15 protein-coding genes and 1 pseudogene are annotated in these 16,426 nt (G+C 69.3%); 7 read left to right on the top strand and 9 right to left on the bottom strand.

The genetic code is table 11. The features are described from left to right. Positions 1-1,181, top strand: a pseudogene (locus ACX80P_RS06090) (hypothetical protein); the annotation flags it as partial. 71 nt (positions 1,182-1,252) lie between these two features. Here ACX80P_RS06090 and ACX80P_RS06085 read toward each other — a convergent pair. The 8 genes from ACX80P_RS06085 to ACX80P_RS06050 form a co-directional block, all read right to left on the bottom strand. After that, positions 1,253-2,332: a Gfo/Idh/MocA family protein gene (locus ACX80P_RS06085; RefSeq protein WP_459277166.1), complete on the bottom strand. Its 1,080-nt coding sequence runs from the start codon at positions 2,330-2,332 to the stop codon at positions 1,253-1,255. A 113-nt stretch (positions 2,333-2,445) separates the two neighbouring features. Beyond that, a complete protein-coding gene (locus ACX80P_RS06080; protein WP_459277165.1) occupies positions 2,446-3,540 on the bottom strand; it encodes a substrate-binding domain-containing protein in 1,095 nt (364 codons plus the stop codon). 65 nt (positions 3,541-3,605) lie between these two features. Further along, positions 3,606-4,907, bottom strand: a complete 1,302-nt coding sequence (gene mmsB / locus ACX80P_RS06075; RefSeq protein ID WP_459277164.1) for a multiple monosaccharide ABC transporter permease — start codon at positions 4,905-4,907, stop codon at positions 3,606-3,608. A 25-nt stretch (positions 4,908-4,932) separates the two neighbouring features. Continuing rightward, complete coding sequence (mmsA, locus tag ACX80P_RS06070) at positions 4,933-6,471, bottom strand: multiple monosaccharide ABC transporter ATP-binding protein (protein ID WP_459277162.1); 1,539 nt, start codon at positions 6,469-6,471, stop codon at positions 4,933-4,935. A gap of 125 nt (positions 6,472-6,596) precedes the next feature. Next, positions 6,597-7,820: an ROK family transcriptional regulator gene (locus ACX80P_RS06065; RefSeq protein WP_459277161.1), complete on the bottom strand. Its 1,224-nt coding sequence runs from the start codon at positions 7,818-7,820 to the stop codon at positions 6,597-6,599. A 32-nt stretch (positions 7,821-7,852) separates the two neighbouring features. After that, on the bottom strand, positions 7,853-8,374 hold the full coding sequence (locus tag ACX80P_RS06060) for a gamma carbonic anhydrase family protein (RefSeq protein ID WP_459277160.1): 522 nt from the start codon (positions 8,372-8,374) through the stop codon (positions 7,853-7,855). 41 nt (positions 8,375-8,415) lie between these two features. Further along, positions 8,416-9,276, bottom strand: coding sequence for a formyltetrahydrofolate deformylase (gene purU / locus ACX80P_RS06055; RefSeq protein ID WP_459277159.1), 861 nt, complete (start codon positions 9,274-9,276; stop codon positions 8,416-8,418). After that, entirely contained in the window at positions 9,277-10,401 is a 1,125-nt protein-coding gene (locus ACX80P_RS06050; RefSeq protein ID WP_459277158.1) for an FAD-dependent oxidoreductase, read from the bottom strand. A gap of 258 nt (positions 10,402-10,659) precedes the next feature. Between ACX80P_RS06050 and glyA the strand changes: the two genes are divergently transcribed. The 6 genes from glyA to ACX80P_RS06020 are packed head-to-tail and all read left to right on the top strand — an operon-like array spanning position 10,660 to position 15,665. After that, on the top strand, positions 10,660-11,967 hold the full coding sequence (gene glyA / locus ACX80P_RS06045; RefSeq protein ID WP_459277157.1) for a serine hydroxymethyltransferase: 1,308 nt from the start codon (positions 10,660-10,662) through the stop codon (positions 11,965-11,967). Further along, positions 11,961-12,119, top strand: a complete 159-nt coding sequence (locus ACX80P_RS06040; protein WP_459277156.1) for a hypothetical protein — start codon at positions 11,961-11,963, stop codon at positions 12,117-12,119. The genes glyA and ACX80P_RS06040 overlap by 7 nt, the downstream gene beginning before the upstream one ends. Then, positions 12,116-13,009, top strand: a complete 894-nt coding sequence (locus ACX80P_RS06035; RefSeq protein WP_459277155.1) for a bifunctional methylenetetrahydrofolate dehydrogenase/methenyltetrahydrofolate cyclohydrolase — start codon at positions 12,116-12,118, stop codon at positions 13,007-13,009. The genes ACX80P_RS06040 and ACX80P_RS06035 overlap by 4 nt, the downstream gene beginning before the upstream one ends. A gap of 19 nt (positions 13,010-13,028) precedes the next feature. Then, the gene (locus tag ACX80P_RS06030) at positions 13,029-13,970 is read left to right on the top strand and encodes an ABC transporter ATP-binding protein (protein WP_459277154.1); all 942 of its coding nucleotides are present in this window, start codon (positions 13,029-13,031) and stop codon (positions 13,968-13,970) included. Then, the gene (locus tag ACX80P_RS06025; protein WP_459277153.1) at positions 13,963-14,835 is read left to right on the top strand and encodes an ABC transporter permease; all 873 of its coding nucleotides are present in this window, start codon (positions 13,963-13,965) and stop codon (positions 14,833-14,835) included. The genes ACX80P_RS06030 and ACX80P_RS06025 overlap by 8 nt, the downstream gene beginning before the upstream one ends. Continuing rightward, positions 14,832-15,665 carry an ABC transporter permease gene (locus ACX80P_RS06020; RefSeq protein ID WP_459277152.1) on the top strand — a complete coding sequence of 278 codons (834 nt, stop codon included), beginning with the start codon at positions 14,832-14,834 and terminating at the stop codon, positions 15,663-15,665. The genes ACX80P_RS06025 and ACX80P_RS06020 overlap by 4 nt, the downstream gene beginning before the upstream one ends. A 39-nt stretch (positions 15,666-15,704) precedes the next feature. On the opposite strand, the gene ACX80P_RS06015 is transcribed toward ACX80P_RS06020, so the two are convergent. Further along, positions 15,705-16,421 (bottom strand): class F sortase, encoded by a 717-nt coding sequence (locus tag ACX80P_RS06015; protein ID WP_459277151.1) that lies wholly within the window; start codon positions 16,419-16,421, stop codon positions 15,705-15,707. Positions 16,422-16,426 lie beyond the last annotated feature (5 nt).

Genomic DNA, 16,426 nt, shown 5'->3' with positions numbered 1-16,426 from the left:
TTCCCCCGGGTGCCGCCCCGGCTCCGTCGGATGATTCGTCGAACGGCGTCCTCGATGGGGGGCTGCTGGACGGCGGGATCCTGGACGGCGGGCTCCTGAACGGCGGGACTGCCACCGGGAACGTGATCGCCCCGGAGGTGGTCGTGCCCGTGAACGTCGGCTGCACCAACGTGTCGGTGATCGGTGACACCAGCTCCGACTGTGCCGCGGGGTCGACCGGCGGGACGGCCGGTGGCAGCACCGGCGGCACCACCGGGGGTTCCCCGGGTGCCGCCCCGGCTCCGTCGGATGGTTCGTCGAACGGCGTCCTCGATGGGGGGCTGCTGGACGGCGGGATCCTGGACGGCGGGATCCTGAACGGCGGGACTGCCACCGGGAATGTGATCGCCCCGGAGGTGGTCGTGCCCGTGAACGTCGGCTGCACGGATGTGTCGGTGATCGGTGACAGTGCTTCGGACTGTGCCGCGGGGTCGACCGGCGGGACGGCCAGTGGCAGCACCGGCGGCACGACCGGCGGCGCGGGTGCCGCCCCGGCTCCGTCGGATGATTCGTCGAACGGCGTCCTCGATGGGGGGCTGCTGGACGGCGGGATCCTGGACGGCGTGCTCCTGAACGGCGGGACTGCCACCGGGAACGTGATCGCCCCGGAGGTGGTCGTGCCCGTGAACGTCGGCTGCAACAACGTGTCGGTGATCGGTGACACCAGCTCCGACTGCGGTGCGGCTGTCGAAGCTCCGGCGACGCCCGGTACCCCGGCCACGCCGTCCAACCCGGCTACGCCGTCGAACCCGGTGACGCCCGGTAACCCGGCCACGCCGTCCAACCCGGTGACGCCTAGTGACCCGGCCACGCCGACTACCCCCGGCGGTCCGGCGAACGAAGGTGATGGCCAGGATGGACTGACCACCGGCACGACACCCGGCACGTCCACCACTGTCATTATCGCGAGCACGCCCGTCACCGCGAGCACACCCGGCACCGTGGTGGTCGCGTCGGACGGAGGGATCACCACCGCACCCGCAGCCGCGCCGACGACTGCGGCGGCCGGCAGCCTGCCGGCTCTCGCGTCCACCGGCTTCGGGGGACAGCAGGTCCTTCAGCTCGGTGCGCTGCTCCTGCTCAGCGGAGCCGCAGGCATCGTGGCGGCACGGCGATCGAAGGCCCTGACACCGGACGCCTGAGTTCCACCGGTCCGTCGACGGACGGGGCCCGCAGCATCTGCTGCGGGCTCCGTCCTTCCGTCCCGAACCGGTCAGTGCGCGTCGTTCGCGTAGCGGAGCCCGATCTGGGCGCGCACGCCGTCGAGCAGGCGCATCGTCCTCACCGTGTCGCCGATCGGCATGGTCGGGCTCTCTGTGAGGCCCTCCTGGATGCAGCGGGTCACCTCGCGCAGTTCATACGTGTAGCCGGCGCCCACCTGATCGAAATGCTCCACGCGGGCATCGGCGTCACCGGCCTTGATAGTGAGTTCCGTCGGGTTGTGCAGGTTCCCGCCGCCGGTCTTCAGCCAGCCCTTCGACCCGCACACCGTCGCCTGGCCCGGGCAGGAGGCGATGAACGACGACGACAGCTGCGCGTACGCGCCGCTCCCGTAACTCAGGGTCACGGCGTTCTGCAGGTCGACGCCGTCGCTGTTGAGCGTGCCGATGGCGGACACGGAATCGGGGAAACCGAGGGACCCCAGCGCCCACGTGAGGGGGTAGACGGTGAGGTCCAGCAGGGCGCCACCACCGGCCGCCGGGTCCCAGAGCCGGCTGGACGGATCCTCCGGCGCGGTGAACCCGAGGTCCGCCTGAACCCACCGGATCTCACCCAACTCGCCGGAGTGGATGATCTCCCAGGCGCGGTTCACGCTGGGCAGGAAGCGCGTCCACACGGCTTCCATGAGGAACAGGCCGTGATCGGCGGCGATCGCCGCGAGTTCCTCGGCCTCGACGGCGTTGATGGTGAAGGGCTTCTCGCACAGGACGTGCTTTCCCGCCGTCAGGGCGGCCTTCGCGACGTCGTAGTGCTGGCCGTGCGGAGTGGTGATGTAGACGACGTCGACCTCGGGGTCGTCCACGAGGCGCTGGTACCCGGCCACCCCGCCGTCGCTTCCGTAGCTGGTGACGAAGCCGAAGCGGTCCGCGAATGCGGCCGCGCTGTCCGCGCTGCGGGAGCTCACCGCATGGAGCACGGCGTCCTCGAGCAGGGCGATGTCCTGCGTGACCTTGGACGCGATCCCGCCCGTGGCGATCACGCCCCATTTCAGAGGCCTGCCGGTGGCGACGACCGGGCTGGGCGCTCCTGGTTCTGCGCAGGGAGGGACGTCGATGCGGCGTTGTGGGTTCATGGACCCATCTTCGCCGCTGGCCCGGGCTGCGTCCATCACCGCGGGACGACGAAGCGCCCCGGCCGGAGCCGGGGCGCTTCAGGTTCTGCTGCCGGACGGTGTCCGGGTGGGTGCTACTTCGTGAGGGGACCCAGCGTCTCGTCGTTGGCGTACGCCTCCGCTGCGTTCTCCTTGGTGACGATCTGCGGCTCGAGGAGGTACGCGGGAACCGTCTTCACGCCGTTGTCGTAGGAGTCGGGATCGTTGATCTCGAGTTCCTTCCCGGCCTGCAGGTCATTGACCATTACGATGGCGTGTTCCACGAGGGCGCGGGTGTCCTTGTTGATGGTGGAGTACTGCTCGCCCGCCATGATCGACTTCACGGACTCGACCTCGGAGTCCTGGCCGGTGACGACCGGGATAGGCTTGCCGGCACCCTTGACCGCGGTCAGGATCGCACGTGCGAGCGTGTCATTGGGGGAGAGGACGCCGTCGAGCTCTTCCGAGCTGTAGCTGCCGGAGAGCAGGGTGTCCATGCGCTTCTGGGCGTTCTCCGCCTTCCAGCCCTGGGTGACGACCTGGTCGAAGGTCTCCTGACCGGACACGACGACGAGGTTGCCGTTGTCGATCTCGGGCTGGAGGATGCTCATGGCGCCGTCGAAGAAGACCTTCGCGTTGGCGTCGTCCGGCGAACCGGCGAACAGCTCGACGTTGTACGGGCCCTCGGGCTTCGCGGCCTTCATGCCGTCCAGCAGGGCTTGGCCCTGGAGCTCGCCGACCTGGAAGTTGTCGTAGGCCACGTAGTAGTCCACGTTCTCCGTGTTGGTCAGGAGGCGGTCGTAGGCGACGACGGTGATGCCGGCATCCTTGGCCTGCTGGAGCTGGGTGCCGAGCTGGGCGCCATCGATCGCACCGACGACCAGGACCTTCACACCATTGGTGATCATGGAGCTGATCTGGTTCTGCTGCTCGGAGACGCCACCGTTGGCGAACTGTACATCGGCCTCGTAGCCGGCCTCGGTCAGACCGTCATTGAAGAGCTTCTCGGCGAGGACCCAGTTCTCCGACGTCTTCTGCGGGAGCGCGACGCCGATGGCCGATCCTGCTTCGAATCCTGCAGCGGCGGTCTCGCCGTCGGCGGACGGTGCCGCTTCCTCACGGCCGCAGCCGGTCAGCGTCAGCGCTGATACTGCAGCGATCGCTGCGAGGGATTTTGCGAAAGTACGCATTCTTCTTCTCTTTCTCTTGCTCTGGTGGACGGGGAAAGCTTCGGTGTCGGGAACCGGGGCCGGTCCTAGACGTCGTGGGAGATGACTTCCTTCGTGCCGACGGCCTGCTCGGTCGGCGAGGGCTGCGGGAGCCGGTCCTCGGCCTTCTTGCCGCCGTCGCCTCCGCCGAATCTCCGGGTGAGCAGGCCGGTGATGGACGGCTTGCCCTGGCTCTTGCTGTAGACGTCGAAGGCGACGGCGATGAGCAGGACCAGGCCCTTGATGATCTGGGTGTCGTCGGCGCCGGCGCCGAGGAGCTGCAGTCCGTTGTTCAGGACAGCCATGACGAGGCCCCCGATGATGGATCCGACCACGGTGCCGACGCCGCCGGTGACGGCTGCGCCGCCGATGAACACGGCAGCGATCGCGTCGAGCTCCCAGCCCACGCCGTCCGACGGACCGGAGGCGGTGGAACGGCCGACGAAGATCATGCCGGCGAGGGCCGCGAGGATGGACATGTTCATCATGACCATGAAATTCACGCGCCTGCCCTGCACACCGGACAGCTCGGCCGCGTGACGGTTGCCACCGACGGCGTACACGTGGCGGCCGGCGATGGTCTTGTTGGAGATGAACGCGTAGATGATGACGAGGACACCGAGGATCAGGCCGGGGACGGGGAAGGACGTGCCGGGACGCCCGGTCGCGAAGAGGTAGGTCGCGTAGAGGATGACCGCGGAGAGCAGGACCACCTTGGTGATGGGAACCCACATGGGGGGCACCTCGGCGTTGATCTTCTCCAGCTTGCGGCGTCCCCGGAACTCGTTGTAGATGACGAAGGCCACGAGGGCGAAGCCCATCAGCAAGGTCAGGTTGTTGTAGCCGATGTTGGGACCGACCTCCGGCAGGTAACCGGCGCCGAGGTAGCGGAAGCCCTCGGGGACCGGGACGGTGAGGGAGTTGCCCACGGACTGGTTGGCGCCGCGGAACAGGAGCATCCCTGACAGGGTGACGATGAACGCGGGTATGCCGACGTACGCCACCCAGAAGCCGTGCCACATGCCGATGAGTGCGCCGAGCGCCAGGCCCAGGAGCACGCCGAGGTACCAGGGGATGCCCCAGTCGCGCATCGCGATGGCGACGACGATGCCGACGAACGCGGCGACGGAGCCGACGGAGAGGTCGATGTGCCCGGCGATGATGACCAGCACCATCCCGATGGCGAGGATGAGGATGTACGAGTTGCCGTTGAACAGGTTCATCATGTTGACGGACGTGAGCATCTTGCCGCCCGTGCGCCACTGGAAGAACAGGACGAGCGCGACCAGGGCGAAGATCATCCCGAACTGGCGGGTGTTCCCGCCGAAGATTTGTTTGAGGGAATTCATGGTGTCTTTCCTAGGGGGCTACGGGTCAGGCGGATTTCCTGCTGGCGGTCATGAGTTTCATCAGGGATTCCTGGTTCGCGTGTTCGCGGTCCACTTCCCCGGTGATGGCGCCCTCGAAGATCGTGTAGATCCGGTCCGAGAGGCCGAGTAGCTCGGGCAGTTCCGAGGAGATGACGATGACGCCCTTCCCCTGGTCGGCGAGCTTCTGGATGATGCCGTAGATCTCGTACTTGGCCCCGACGTCGATGCCACGGGTGGGCTCGTCGAGGATCAGCAGCTCGGGATCCGTGAACATCCACTTCGCGAGGACGACCTTCTGCTGGTTGCCGCCCGAGAGTTTCGCGACGCCCTCGTTGACGCTCGGCGTCTTGGTGCGCAGTGACTTCCGGTACTCCTCGGCAACCCGGTACTCCTCGTCCCTGTCGACGACGAGCCCCTGGGTAATCTTCTTCAGGTTCGCGGAGACCGTGGTGGTCTTGATGTCGTCCAGCAGGTTCAGGCCGAGCGACTTCCGGTCCTCGGTGACGTAGGCGAGGCCCGCGTCGATCGCCTGCGGCACGGAGCGGAGTGTGATCTCCTTGCCGTCCATGACGATCTGGCCCGATTTGAAGGTGCCGTAGGAGCGGCCGAAGACCGAGCGCGCAAGCTCCGTGCGGCCGGCACCCATCAGGCCGGCGAACCCGACGATCTCGCCGCGCCGCACCTTGAAGCTCGAGTTCTTGCACACCAGGCGGTCGGGCACCGTGGGGTGTCCGACGGTCCAGTTCCGCACCTCGAAGAAGGTCTCCCCGATCTTCGGGGTGTGGTCCGGGAAACGGGATTCGAGGGAGCGGCCCACCATCCCGCGGATGATGCGGTCCTCGTCGACGCCGTCCTCCTTGACGTGCAGCGTCTCGATGGACTTGCCGTCGCGGATGATCGTGATGGAGTCGGCGATCTGCTCGATCTCGTTGAGCTTGTGGGAGATCATGATGCAACTGATGCCCTTGGAGCGCAGGCCGGCCATCAGGTCCAGGAGGTGCTGCGAGTCGGACTCGTTCAGCGCGGCGGTCGGCTCGTCCAGGATGAGCAGCTTCACCGACTTGCTGAGCGCCTTGGCGATCTCGACGAGCTGCTGCTTGCCGACGCCGATGTCCTTGATCTTGGTGGTCGGGTCCTCACTCAGGCCCACGCGGGCCATGAGCTCCAGGGTGGCCCGATTGACGTGGTCCCAGTCGATGACGCCGAAGCGGGCCGGCTCGTTGCCCAGGAAGATGTTCTCCGCGATCGAGAGCTCCGGGATCAGCGCGAGTTCCTGGTGGATGATGACGATCCCCGCGGCCTCACTGGAGCGGATGTCCTTGAACCGGACCTCTTCGCCCTGGAAGACGATCTCGCCCGAGTAGTCGCCGTACGGGTAGAGGCCCGAGAGGACCTTCATCAGGGTCGACTTGCCGGCACCGTTCTCGCCGCAGATGGCGTGGATCTCGCCGGCACGGACTTCGATCGAGACGTCCGACAGGGCCTTGACGCCTGGGAACTCCTTGGTGATGGAGCGCATCTCGAGGATGATGTGATTCTTCATGGATTCTCCCGCAGTGACGGCGTTGTCTTCGTGCAGGCCCAAGCACGACCCGAAAGAATTGAACCTGCTCGGGACCCTTGCCGTCAACTGTTGAACGCAAAGCTCCCGGAAAACAGAGGAAATCTTTAGCTGGAATCCACCAGCGCGGCAGAGAGCCCGGATTGCGCGAGCACGACGGCGGCACCTCCGAGGGCCTCGGCGCGGTCGCCGAGCGAGGACATGCAGACGCTCGTGGTCTCGCCGATGATGGGCACGGCATGCCGGGCCAGTCCACGTCGGATCGGCTCGAGGAGGATCTCGCCGAGGCCGGTGAGCGGACCCCCGACGACGATGGTCTCGGGGTTGATCAGGTTGGCCATATGCGCGAGCGCCCGGCCGATGGCAAGGCCGGCGTCGTCGATCACGCGGAGGGTCGCGGTGTCGCCGGTGAGCGCGCGGTCGATGATGCGCTGGGTGTCGACGGGCTCGCTGCTCCCGCGGCTGAGCAGCTCGATCATGGTCGAGGTCGAGGCGACGGTCTCGAGGCAGCCGCGGTTGCCGCAGCGGCAGATGAGGCCGTGCTCGTCGATGGTGGTGTGCCCCAGTTCCCCGGTGATCCCCACGTTGCCGTAGAACAGTGCACCATTGAGCACGAGCCCGGCGCCGATGCCGGAGCCCACCTTGATGAACATCAGGTTCTCGACCTCGCTGTGGGGCCCCCAGGTCACCTGGGCGAGGGCGCCCAGATTGGCGTCGTTGTCGATGAACACGGGGATGCGCAGCCGTTCACTGAACGTCTCGTGGATGTTGATGCCCACCCATTCGGGCAGGATGGCCCCCTGCACCACCGTCCCGCTGCGCCGGTCGATCGGGCCGGGGATGCCGATTCCGGCACCCAGGAGTGCACCCCTGGAGATGCCGCCGTTCTCGAGCAGCGTGTCCAGGAGGTCCGAGGCGGCCTCCAGTCCGTCGAAGGCGCTGTGGCCGAGCGGGAGGGGGACCGCGGCTTCCTGCAGGAGCCGGTAGTTGGGGCTGGCGAGGACCACGCGGAGGTGCCTGCGGCCGATGTCGATGCCGGCCACGACCTGCCCGTTGTCGTTGAGGGTGACGGACAGGGCCCGGCGCCCCGAGCTGGTGGTCGGCGCGGTGCTCACGACCCCGGTCAGGGCCATGACCTTCACGATGTTGGAGACCGTCGCCGTCGAGAGGCCGGTCTGTCGTGCGAGCTCCGCCTGCGTCCGGGGTCCGCCGCTCATCAGGGCCGCGATGACGCGCTGCTGGTTCCGCTCGCGCAGGGCGGACTGGGAGCCCGGCTTCGGAGGCGGGCCGCTCAGGCTGGTCCTCGCCGTCGAGGGGGATTCTGCGGACATGCTGTCAAGGCTGCCGCACCTGCTCCCTGTCGTCAAGAAGTTAACGCGCGGTCGTGCTCCTGCGCGAGGATCTTGTACCGATCGGCGTTGGCTCGGATGGCCCGCACCTCGTCGTCGTCCAGCTCCCTGCGGACCTTCGCCGGGACGCCGGCGACGAGCGATCGGGGAGGGACGACCGTCCCTTCGAGCACGACCGCGCCGGCTGCGACGAGGGACTCCGCGCCGATCACGGCGCCGTTCATGACCGTGGCGCTCATGCCGATGAGGCAGTCGTCGCCGATCGTGCACCCGTGCACCACGGCGCTGTGTCCGACGCTGACGCGGTCGCCGATCACGGTCGGGTAGCCGGGATCGGCGTGGACCACCACGTTGTCCTGCAGGTTGGTCCCCGCCCCGATGGTGATCGGGGCGGTGTCCGCGCGGACGCTGGCACCGTAGAAGACGCTGGCGAAGTCCCCGAGCGTCACCTCCCCGATGAGCGAGGCGGTCGGCGCCGTGAAGGCCGAGTCGCCGAGAACGGGCGTCCTGCCGCGGAAGGTGATGAGGTGTGCCATGGCGTCAGCCTAGGCGACGCGCCGCAGGCCCGACAGGGGTGTCAGTTGAAGACGATGGTGCGGCGGCCGTCGAGGAGGACCCGCCGCTCCGCGTGCCACTGCACCGCCTGCACCAGCGCCCGCCCCTCCAGCTCCCGGCCGATGGAGGTCAGCTGGTCGGCCGTGCGCGCGTGGTCCACGCGGATGACCTCCTGCTCGATGATCGGTCCCTCGTCGAGGGCTCCCGTGACGTAGTGGGCGGTGGCGCCGATCAGCTTCACGCCGCGCGCGTGGGCCTGGTGGTAGGGGCGGGCGCCCTTGAAGGACGGCAGGAACGAGTGGTGGATGTTGATGGCCCGGCCGAGCAGGTCCTCGCAGAGGCGGTCGCTGAGGATCTGCATGTAGCGCGCGAGGACCACGAGTTCGATGTCGTGCTCGTCCATCAGCGCACGCAGCCTGTCCTCGGCGTCGTCCTTGGTCCCGGGGGTCACCGGGATGTGGTGGAACTCGACGCCGTAGAACGCCGCGAGCCCCTCGAGGTCGCGGTGGTTGGACACGATCACGGGGATGTCGATGGCGAGCGTGCCGGAGCGGTGCTGGAACAGGAGGTCGTTGAGGCAGTGGGCGGCCCTGGACACCATGATGAGCGTCCGCGTGCGGCGGCCCGCCGGAGTCAGCGACCACTCCATCCCGAACTCCCCGGCCACGGGCCCGAGGGCCGCGCGGAGGTCCTCCTCGGACGCAGCGGTGTCCAGCGCCACGCGCATGAAGAAGGTGCCCGTGTCCGGGCTGCCGTACTGCTGCGACTCGGTGATGTTGGCACCCACCCCCACCAGGGCGCCGGAGACGCCGTGGACGATCCCGGGCCGGTCGGGGCAGGACAGCGTCAGCGAGAAGGAGCGTGCGGTATCGGTGGAGGTCACCTACGCCAGATTACCGGCGGCCACTGATTGTGACGCGATCCCGCGCAGCCGGGCTGCGGCGGCCCCGGCAGCCGCCCGTCCCGCCCGCGACGCGCCGAGCGTCGACGCCGAGGCGCCGTAGCCGACGAGCAGGAGCCGCGGTTCCTTCAGTACATGTACACCCTCCGTGACGATGCCGCCGCCGGGCTCCCTCAGGCGCAGGGGCGCCAGGTGGTCCAGGGCGGCCCGGAACCCGGTGGCCCAGAGCACCGCGTCGACGGGCTCTTCGGTGCCGTCCGCGAACACGGCGGAGCGCTCGCGCAGCTCGGCCAGCGGTCCGCGGGAGACGAGGATGCCGGCGTCGATGCCGGCCCCGTACTCCGCCGTGAGCGGCAGGCCCGTCGCCGATACGACACTGGCCGGGGGGAGACCCGCGCGCGTCCGGGCGGAGACCGCGGCCTCGACCTCCCGGCCCCATGCGGCGTCGAACGGGCGGCGCGTGAACGACGGCGGCCGCCGGGTCGACCAGAGGGGCGTGGCCCCCGCCGCGTGGAGCTGGAGGACGAACTGCACGGCGGAGGTCCCGCCGCCGACCACGAGGACGCGCCGGCCCGCGAACTCGCCGGCCGACCGGTAGTCGTGCGTATGCAGCTGGAGTCCGGCGAAGACGTCGCGCCCGCGGTAGTAGGGCCAGTAGGGGCGGTCCCAGGTGCCGGTCGCGCTGATGACGACGTCGGCCTGCCAGGTGCCGTCGGTCGTGGCGACACGGAGGGGGCCGTCGTCGTCGTGGGCCTCCACGCGGAGGACGGAGACCGGACGGAGCACGGGCAGGCCGAACCTCCGCTCGTAGGCGCCGTAGTACCGGCGGACCACCTCGGAGGCGGGCTCCGTCGGGTCCGGTGTCCCGAGGCCCAGCCCCGGGAGGTCGTGCAGGGCGTGGGCGGCGTCGAAGGTGAGGGCCGGCCAGCGGTGCAGCCAGGCGCCACCGGGTGCGGGGTTGGCGTCGAGGACCACGAAGTCCCGGTGCGGCCTGAGCCCGCGCCGCGCCAGGTGGTAGGCGCTGCTCAGCCCCGCCTGGCCGGCGCCGATCACGACGACACGGACACGGCGTCCCGGTTCCTCCGCTTCCCGTGCCGGACCGTGCATGACGAAGGCCTTCCCGCTGCGGCGCCGCCGATCGGGCGCCGTTCCACTGATACGGAACCCGTCCCGCCGGCGTCGTATTCCGGCCCACCGCCGGTGGCGACGCACTGCGGGGTGCGGCTAGCATGGGAGCGTCGCGACTGGCGTAGGGCATGCCTGAGCCGCGGGTCTCTTTCCATGAGCGGCCGGGCGCGGACTGTGGTCCCGACCCCGCCTACCCTCCACGCCGACCCCTTGCGAGACCCAGAGAAGGATCAACCGATGACCACTTCGCCCATGGCTCCGTCCTCCACCGGCGCCGACTCCGTCACCAACGCGCCGCTGTCCGAGGTGGACCCGGAGATCGCCGCCGTCCTCAGGGACGAGCTCGCGCGGCAGCGGGACACCCTCGAGATGATCGCATCGGAGAACTTCGCCCCCCGCGCCGTCCTGGAAGCCCAGGGAAGCGTGCTCACCAACAAGTACGCGGAGGGCTACCCCGGGCGCCGCTACTACGGAGGCTGCGAGCACGTCGACGTCGCCGAGAACCTCGCGATCGAACGCGTCAAGGCGCTGTTCGGCGCGGAGTTCGCGAACGTCCAGCCGCACTCCGGCGCGCAGGCCAACGCGGCGGCGCTCTCGGCCATGATCAAGCCCGGCGAGAAGATCATGGGACTGTCCCTCGCGCACGGCGGCCACCTCACGCACGGCATGAAGCTCAACTTCTCGGGCAAGCTCTACGAGGTCGCGGCCTACGGCGTCGAGGAGGACACCCACCGCCTGGACATGGAGCGCGTCCGCGAGCAGGCCCTCGCCGAGAAGCCGCAGGTCATCATCGCCGGCTGGTCGGCCTACCCCCGCCAGCTCGACTTCGCCGCGTTCCGCGCGATCGCCGACGAGGTCGGCGCGCTGCTGTGGACCGACATGGCGCACTTCGCGGGCCTCGTCGCCGCCGGTGTCCACCCCAGCCCGGTGCCCCACTCGGACGTCGTCACCTCCACGGTCCACAAGACCCTCGCCGGGCCGCGCTCCGGCGTGATCCTCGCCAAGCAGGAATGGGCCAAGAAGCTCAACTCGAGCGTCTTCCCCGGCCAGCAGGGCGGCCCGCTCATGCACGTCATCGCCGGCAAGGCCACGGCCTTCAGGATCGCCGGCTCGCCGGAGTTCAGGGAACGCCAGGAACGCGTCCTCGAGGGCGCGCGCATCATCGCCGACCGCCTCACGGCACCGGACGTCTCCGAGCACGGGGTCTCGGTGCTCACCGGTGGCACCGATGTCCACCTCGTCCTCGTGGACCTGCGCAACTCGTCGCTCGACGGGCAGCAGGCCGAGGACGTGCTGCACTCGGTCGGGATCACCGTCAACCGCAACGCCGTGCCGTTCGACCCCCGTCCGCCGATGGTCACCTCCGGGCTGCGGATCGGCACGCCCGCGCTCGCGACCCGCGGTTTCGGTGCCACCGAGTTCACCGAGGTCGGCGAGATCATCGCCGCGGCACTCAAGCCCTCACCCGACGTCGAGGCACTCCGCGCCCGGGTGTCCGCGCTCGCCGCCAACTTCCCGCTGTACCCGGGCCAGGAGGAGTGGTAACCGAGCTCCCGCCCGGGACCTCACCTGCGAGGGCCGCGGCGTCGACCGACTACGACATCCCCGCTCGGGACTGCTGCTTCACCGGCTGCTGCGACCGCGGCAAGGCCTTCCTGCTCGAGCAACTGGACACCCGCGAAGGACGATCGGCATGAATACGACAGCACGCATCCTCGACGGGAAGGCGACCGCCGCCCGCATCAAGGAGGAACTCGCCGAGCGCGTGGCGGCCCTCCGGGAGCGCGGTGTGACTCCCGGCCTCGGCACGGTGCTCGTCGGGGACGATCCCGGCAGCCATTCGTACGTGGCGGGCAAGCACCGCGACTGCGCGCAGGTGGGGATCACCTCGGTGCGCCGCGACCTGCCGGCGTCCATCACGCAGGAGGAGCTCGAGGCGGTCCTCGACGAGCTGAACGGCGACGACGCCACCACCGGATACATCGTGCAGCTCCCGCTGCCCCCGCACATCGACACCAACGCGATCCTCGAGCGCATCGACCCCGCGAAGGACGCCGACGGCCTGCACCCCATGAACCTCGGCAGGCTCGTCCTCAACGTCAGCGGTGCGATGGATTCGCCCCTGCCGTGCACGCCGCACGGGATCGTCGAGCTCCTCCTCCGGCACGACGTCGCCCTCAGGGGGCTGAACGTGCTCGTCGTGGGACGTGGCGTCACGGTCGGCCGGCCGCTCGGGCTGCTGCTGACCCGCAAGCAGATCAATGCGACCGTCACCCTGGCCCACACCGGGACGGTCGACCTCGCCGACCACCTCGGCCGTGCCGACGTCGTCGTGGCGGCCGCCGGGATCCCGCACATGATCACCGCGGACCAGCTCAAGCCCGACGCGATCGTGCTCGACGTCGGCGTGAGCCGCGTCGAGGACCCGCAGACCGGCAAGGGCAGGCTCACGGGCGACGTCGACCCTGCCGCGGCGTCGGTGGTGAGCTGGCTGTCGCCGAACCCCGGGGGAGTGGGCCCCATGACCCGGGCGATGCTCCTGACGAACGTCGTCGAGGCCGCCGAGCGCCGCGCCGCCCAGGCGTAGTATCGCCTAGGCTGGGCGGGTGCCCACCCCTCCCGCCGGACCACCGGTCATCTCCGCGCAGCAGCTCAGCAAGCACTACGGCGAGTTCAAGGCCGTCGACGGCATCTCCTTCGAGGTCCCGGCGGGGGAGTCCTTCGGCCTGCTCGGCCCGAACGGGGCGGGGAAGTCGACGACCATGCGCATGATCGGAGGGGTCTCCCAGCGCACCTCCGGACGCCTCACGATCATGGGCCTGGACCCCGAGGACCACGGGCCCGAGGTCCGCGCCCACCTCGGGGTCGTCCCCCAGCAGGACAACCTCGACGAGGAACTGAGGGTGAAGGACAACCTCATCGTCTACGGCCGCTACTTCGGGCTCCCGCTGAGCTACCTCAGGCCGAAGGCCGACGAGCTGCTGGAGTTCGCGCAGCTCACCGACAAGGCGGGGGCGAAGGTCGACGCGCTCTCGGGCGGCATGAAGCGCCGCCTCACGATCGCGCGCTCGCTCATCAACGAACCGAAGATCCTGCTGCTGGACGAACCCACCACGGGCCTCGACCCGCAGGCCCGGCACATCCTCTGGGACCGCCTGTTCCGCCTCAAGGAATCGGGTGTGACGCTGATCCTCACCACGCACTACATGGACGAGGCGGAGCAGCTCTGCGACCGGCTCGTCGTCGTCGACAAGGGCCGGATCATGGCGGAGGGCTCGCCGGCCCAGCTCATTCGCGACTACTCGACGCGCGAGGTGCTCGAACTCCGGTTCGGTTCGGAACGCAACACCACGGTGGCGGGTGAGCTGCAGGGCATCGGGGAACGCCTCGAGTCGTTGCCGGACCGCGTGCTCATCTACGCCCGGGACGGCGAGGCAGCCCTGGAGCAGGTCACGTCCCGGGGCCTGAAGCCCATCACGTCCCTCGTGCGGCGGTCCTCCCTCGAGGACGTGTTCCTCCGCCTGACCGGCAGGAGCCTCGTTGAGTGACCGCGACCCCGCCGTCCGGGAAGCGCCCGCCGGTCCGCCGTACCGCCTCCACGCCCACCCTCCGGAGGTCTCCGCGCGCCGCGCCCGTGCCTTCGGCTCCTGGTACTACGCGGAGCACGTGCTGCGCGCCATGCAGGGCTACCGCTGGACGCTCCTCGCGTCCAGCATCGGCACGCCGGTCATGTACCTCGTCGCGATGGGGGTGGGCCTGGCCACGCTCGTGGACCGGAACTCCGCCGACGCCTTCGGTGGCGTCAGCTATCTCGCCTTCCTCGCCCCGGCCCTGCTGGCGTCCGCCGCCATCATGACGGCGGCCACCGAGTTCACCTATCCCGTCATGGACGGGTTCAAGTGGCGGCGGGTCTACTACGGCCCCCACGCCTCGCCGCTCACCACCGACCAGATCGTCCACGGCCATGTCCTCGCGATCACGGCCCGGCTGGGCGCGACCAGTCTGGTCTACTTCCTCATCGTCGCCGCGTTCGGGGCGTCGCCGTCCGCCTCGGGGGTCGCTGTCGTCCCCGTCGCCGTCCTCAGCGGCCTGGCGTTCGGACTCCCGCTGATGGCCTACTCGGCGAGCATCGAGGAGGACAAGGGACAGTTCGCGCTCGTCATGCGTTTCATCGTGACCCCGCTGTTCCTGTTCTCCGGCACCTTCTTCCCGCTCGACACCCTGCCGGTCCTCCTGCAGTGGATCGGGTGGATCTCGCCACTGTGGCACGGGACCGAACTGGGCCGGAGCCTCACCTACGGGCAGGTCCTGCCCGCCTGGCTCGCCGTCGTCCACGTGCTGTACCTGGTGGTCCTCGCCGTCGTCGGCCTGCGCCTGGCACGCTCCGTCTACGCGAGAAGGCTCGGGCGATGAGCGCCCAGCTCACCGCGCAGGACTACGCGCTGGCCGGCTCGAAGCGCCGCCTGGCCGCCCTGTACTCACGCAACGCGAGAGCTGTCATCGCGCGCGGGCTCCTGGCGACCCGCAGCAGCAACTGGCTCATCATGGTGTCCGGCTTCTTCGAACCGGTGCTCTACCTGGTGTCCATGGGCGTGGGCCTCGGCGCCCTCGTCGGGACGGTGGAGGGGCCCGACGGCCGCCCCATCAGCTATGCGGCCTACATCGCCCCCGCCCTACTGGCGGTCTCCGCCATGAACGGGGCCGTGTACGACAGCACGTGGAACGTCTTCTTCAAGATGAACTTCGCGAAGCTGTACCAGGGCATGCTCTACACCTCGCTCGGTCCGCTGGACGTCGCGATCGGCGAGATCTTCCTGGCCCTGCTGCGCGGGGCCCTGTACGCCACCGGGTTCACCGCGGTCATGGCGCTCATGGGCCTCATCACGACCCCCATCGCCCTGCTGGTGATCCCGGCGTCCGTGGTGATCGCGTTCGGCTTCGCGTCCTTCGGCATGGGGATCACCAGCTTCATGAAGACGTTCCAGCAGATGGAGTGGGTCAACTTCGTGATGCTGCCGATGTTCCTGTTCTCGGCGACCTTCTACCCGCTCAGCGTGTACCCGCAGGGCGTCCAGTGGTTCATCCAGGCGCTGCCGCTCTGGCACGGGGTGGAACTGCTGCGCCAGATCAGCGTCGCCTCGTTCACGTCGTCGACGCTCCTCCACGTCGGCTACTTCCTGGCGATGATCGTCGTGGGCATGCTGCTGACGACCCTGCGGCTGCGGAAGCTCTTCCTCCGGTAGTCCCGTGAGGGGGAGCGGTCCGTGGCGGAGGGCCGGAGCCTAGAGGACGAGCGTGGCGTAGACGACGTAGTTGTCGTCGAACTCGCCCGTGTCGGGGTTGTAGCCGTCGCAGGTGATGAGGCGCAGCTCGGATCCCGGGGTGTTCCCGTACACCTCGAGGGTGGGGAACTCGTCCTTCCCGTAGGCCTCGCCGCGCCGGAACTCGAAGACCGCCGTCGTGCCGTCCTCGCGCGTGACGTTCATGCGGTCACCGGCCCTGAGTGCGCGGAGGTCGGCGAAGACGCCCTTGCCGCCGTCGGTCGCGTTCACGTGGCCGAGCAGGACGGCCGGACCACGGTCGCCGGGCGTGGGCGACTGGTCGTACCAGCTCGCGGGCGCTCCCGGGCCGTCGGGTGGGACCTCGAGGCTCCGGTTCTCGCGCAGCCCGAGGCTCAGCAGGTCCGTCCGGACACCGATGGAGGGGATGTCGAGTGTGACGGGCGTCGAAGCCGGGAGCACGGGGGGCTGGGAGGGCGTCGGGGTGGCCGACGGGGCGGGGGTGGCCGACGGCGCGGGGGTGGCAGGCGCCGCAGAGTGTGCGGGCGTCGGCGCCGCTGTCGCCGGTGCGTCCGGGGAGGCGTCCGGGGAGGCGCTCGAGGAGGCGGTGGGGGCCGGCGCGGCCACGGGGGCCGCGGATCCGCAGCCGGCGAGGAGGAAAAGGGCGGCCACCGCCGGGGCCGTGAAGCCCCAGCGGTGGCCGATCTCTCTACTGATCATCGAAG

The sequence above is a fragment of the Arthrobacter arabinosi genome, from assembly GCF_054511115.1.
This window is presented reverse-complemented; position numbering and strand designations above follow the sequence as displayed.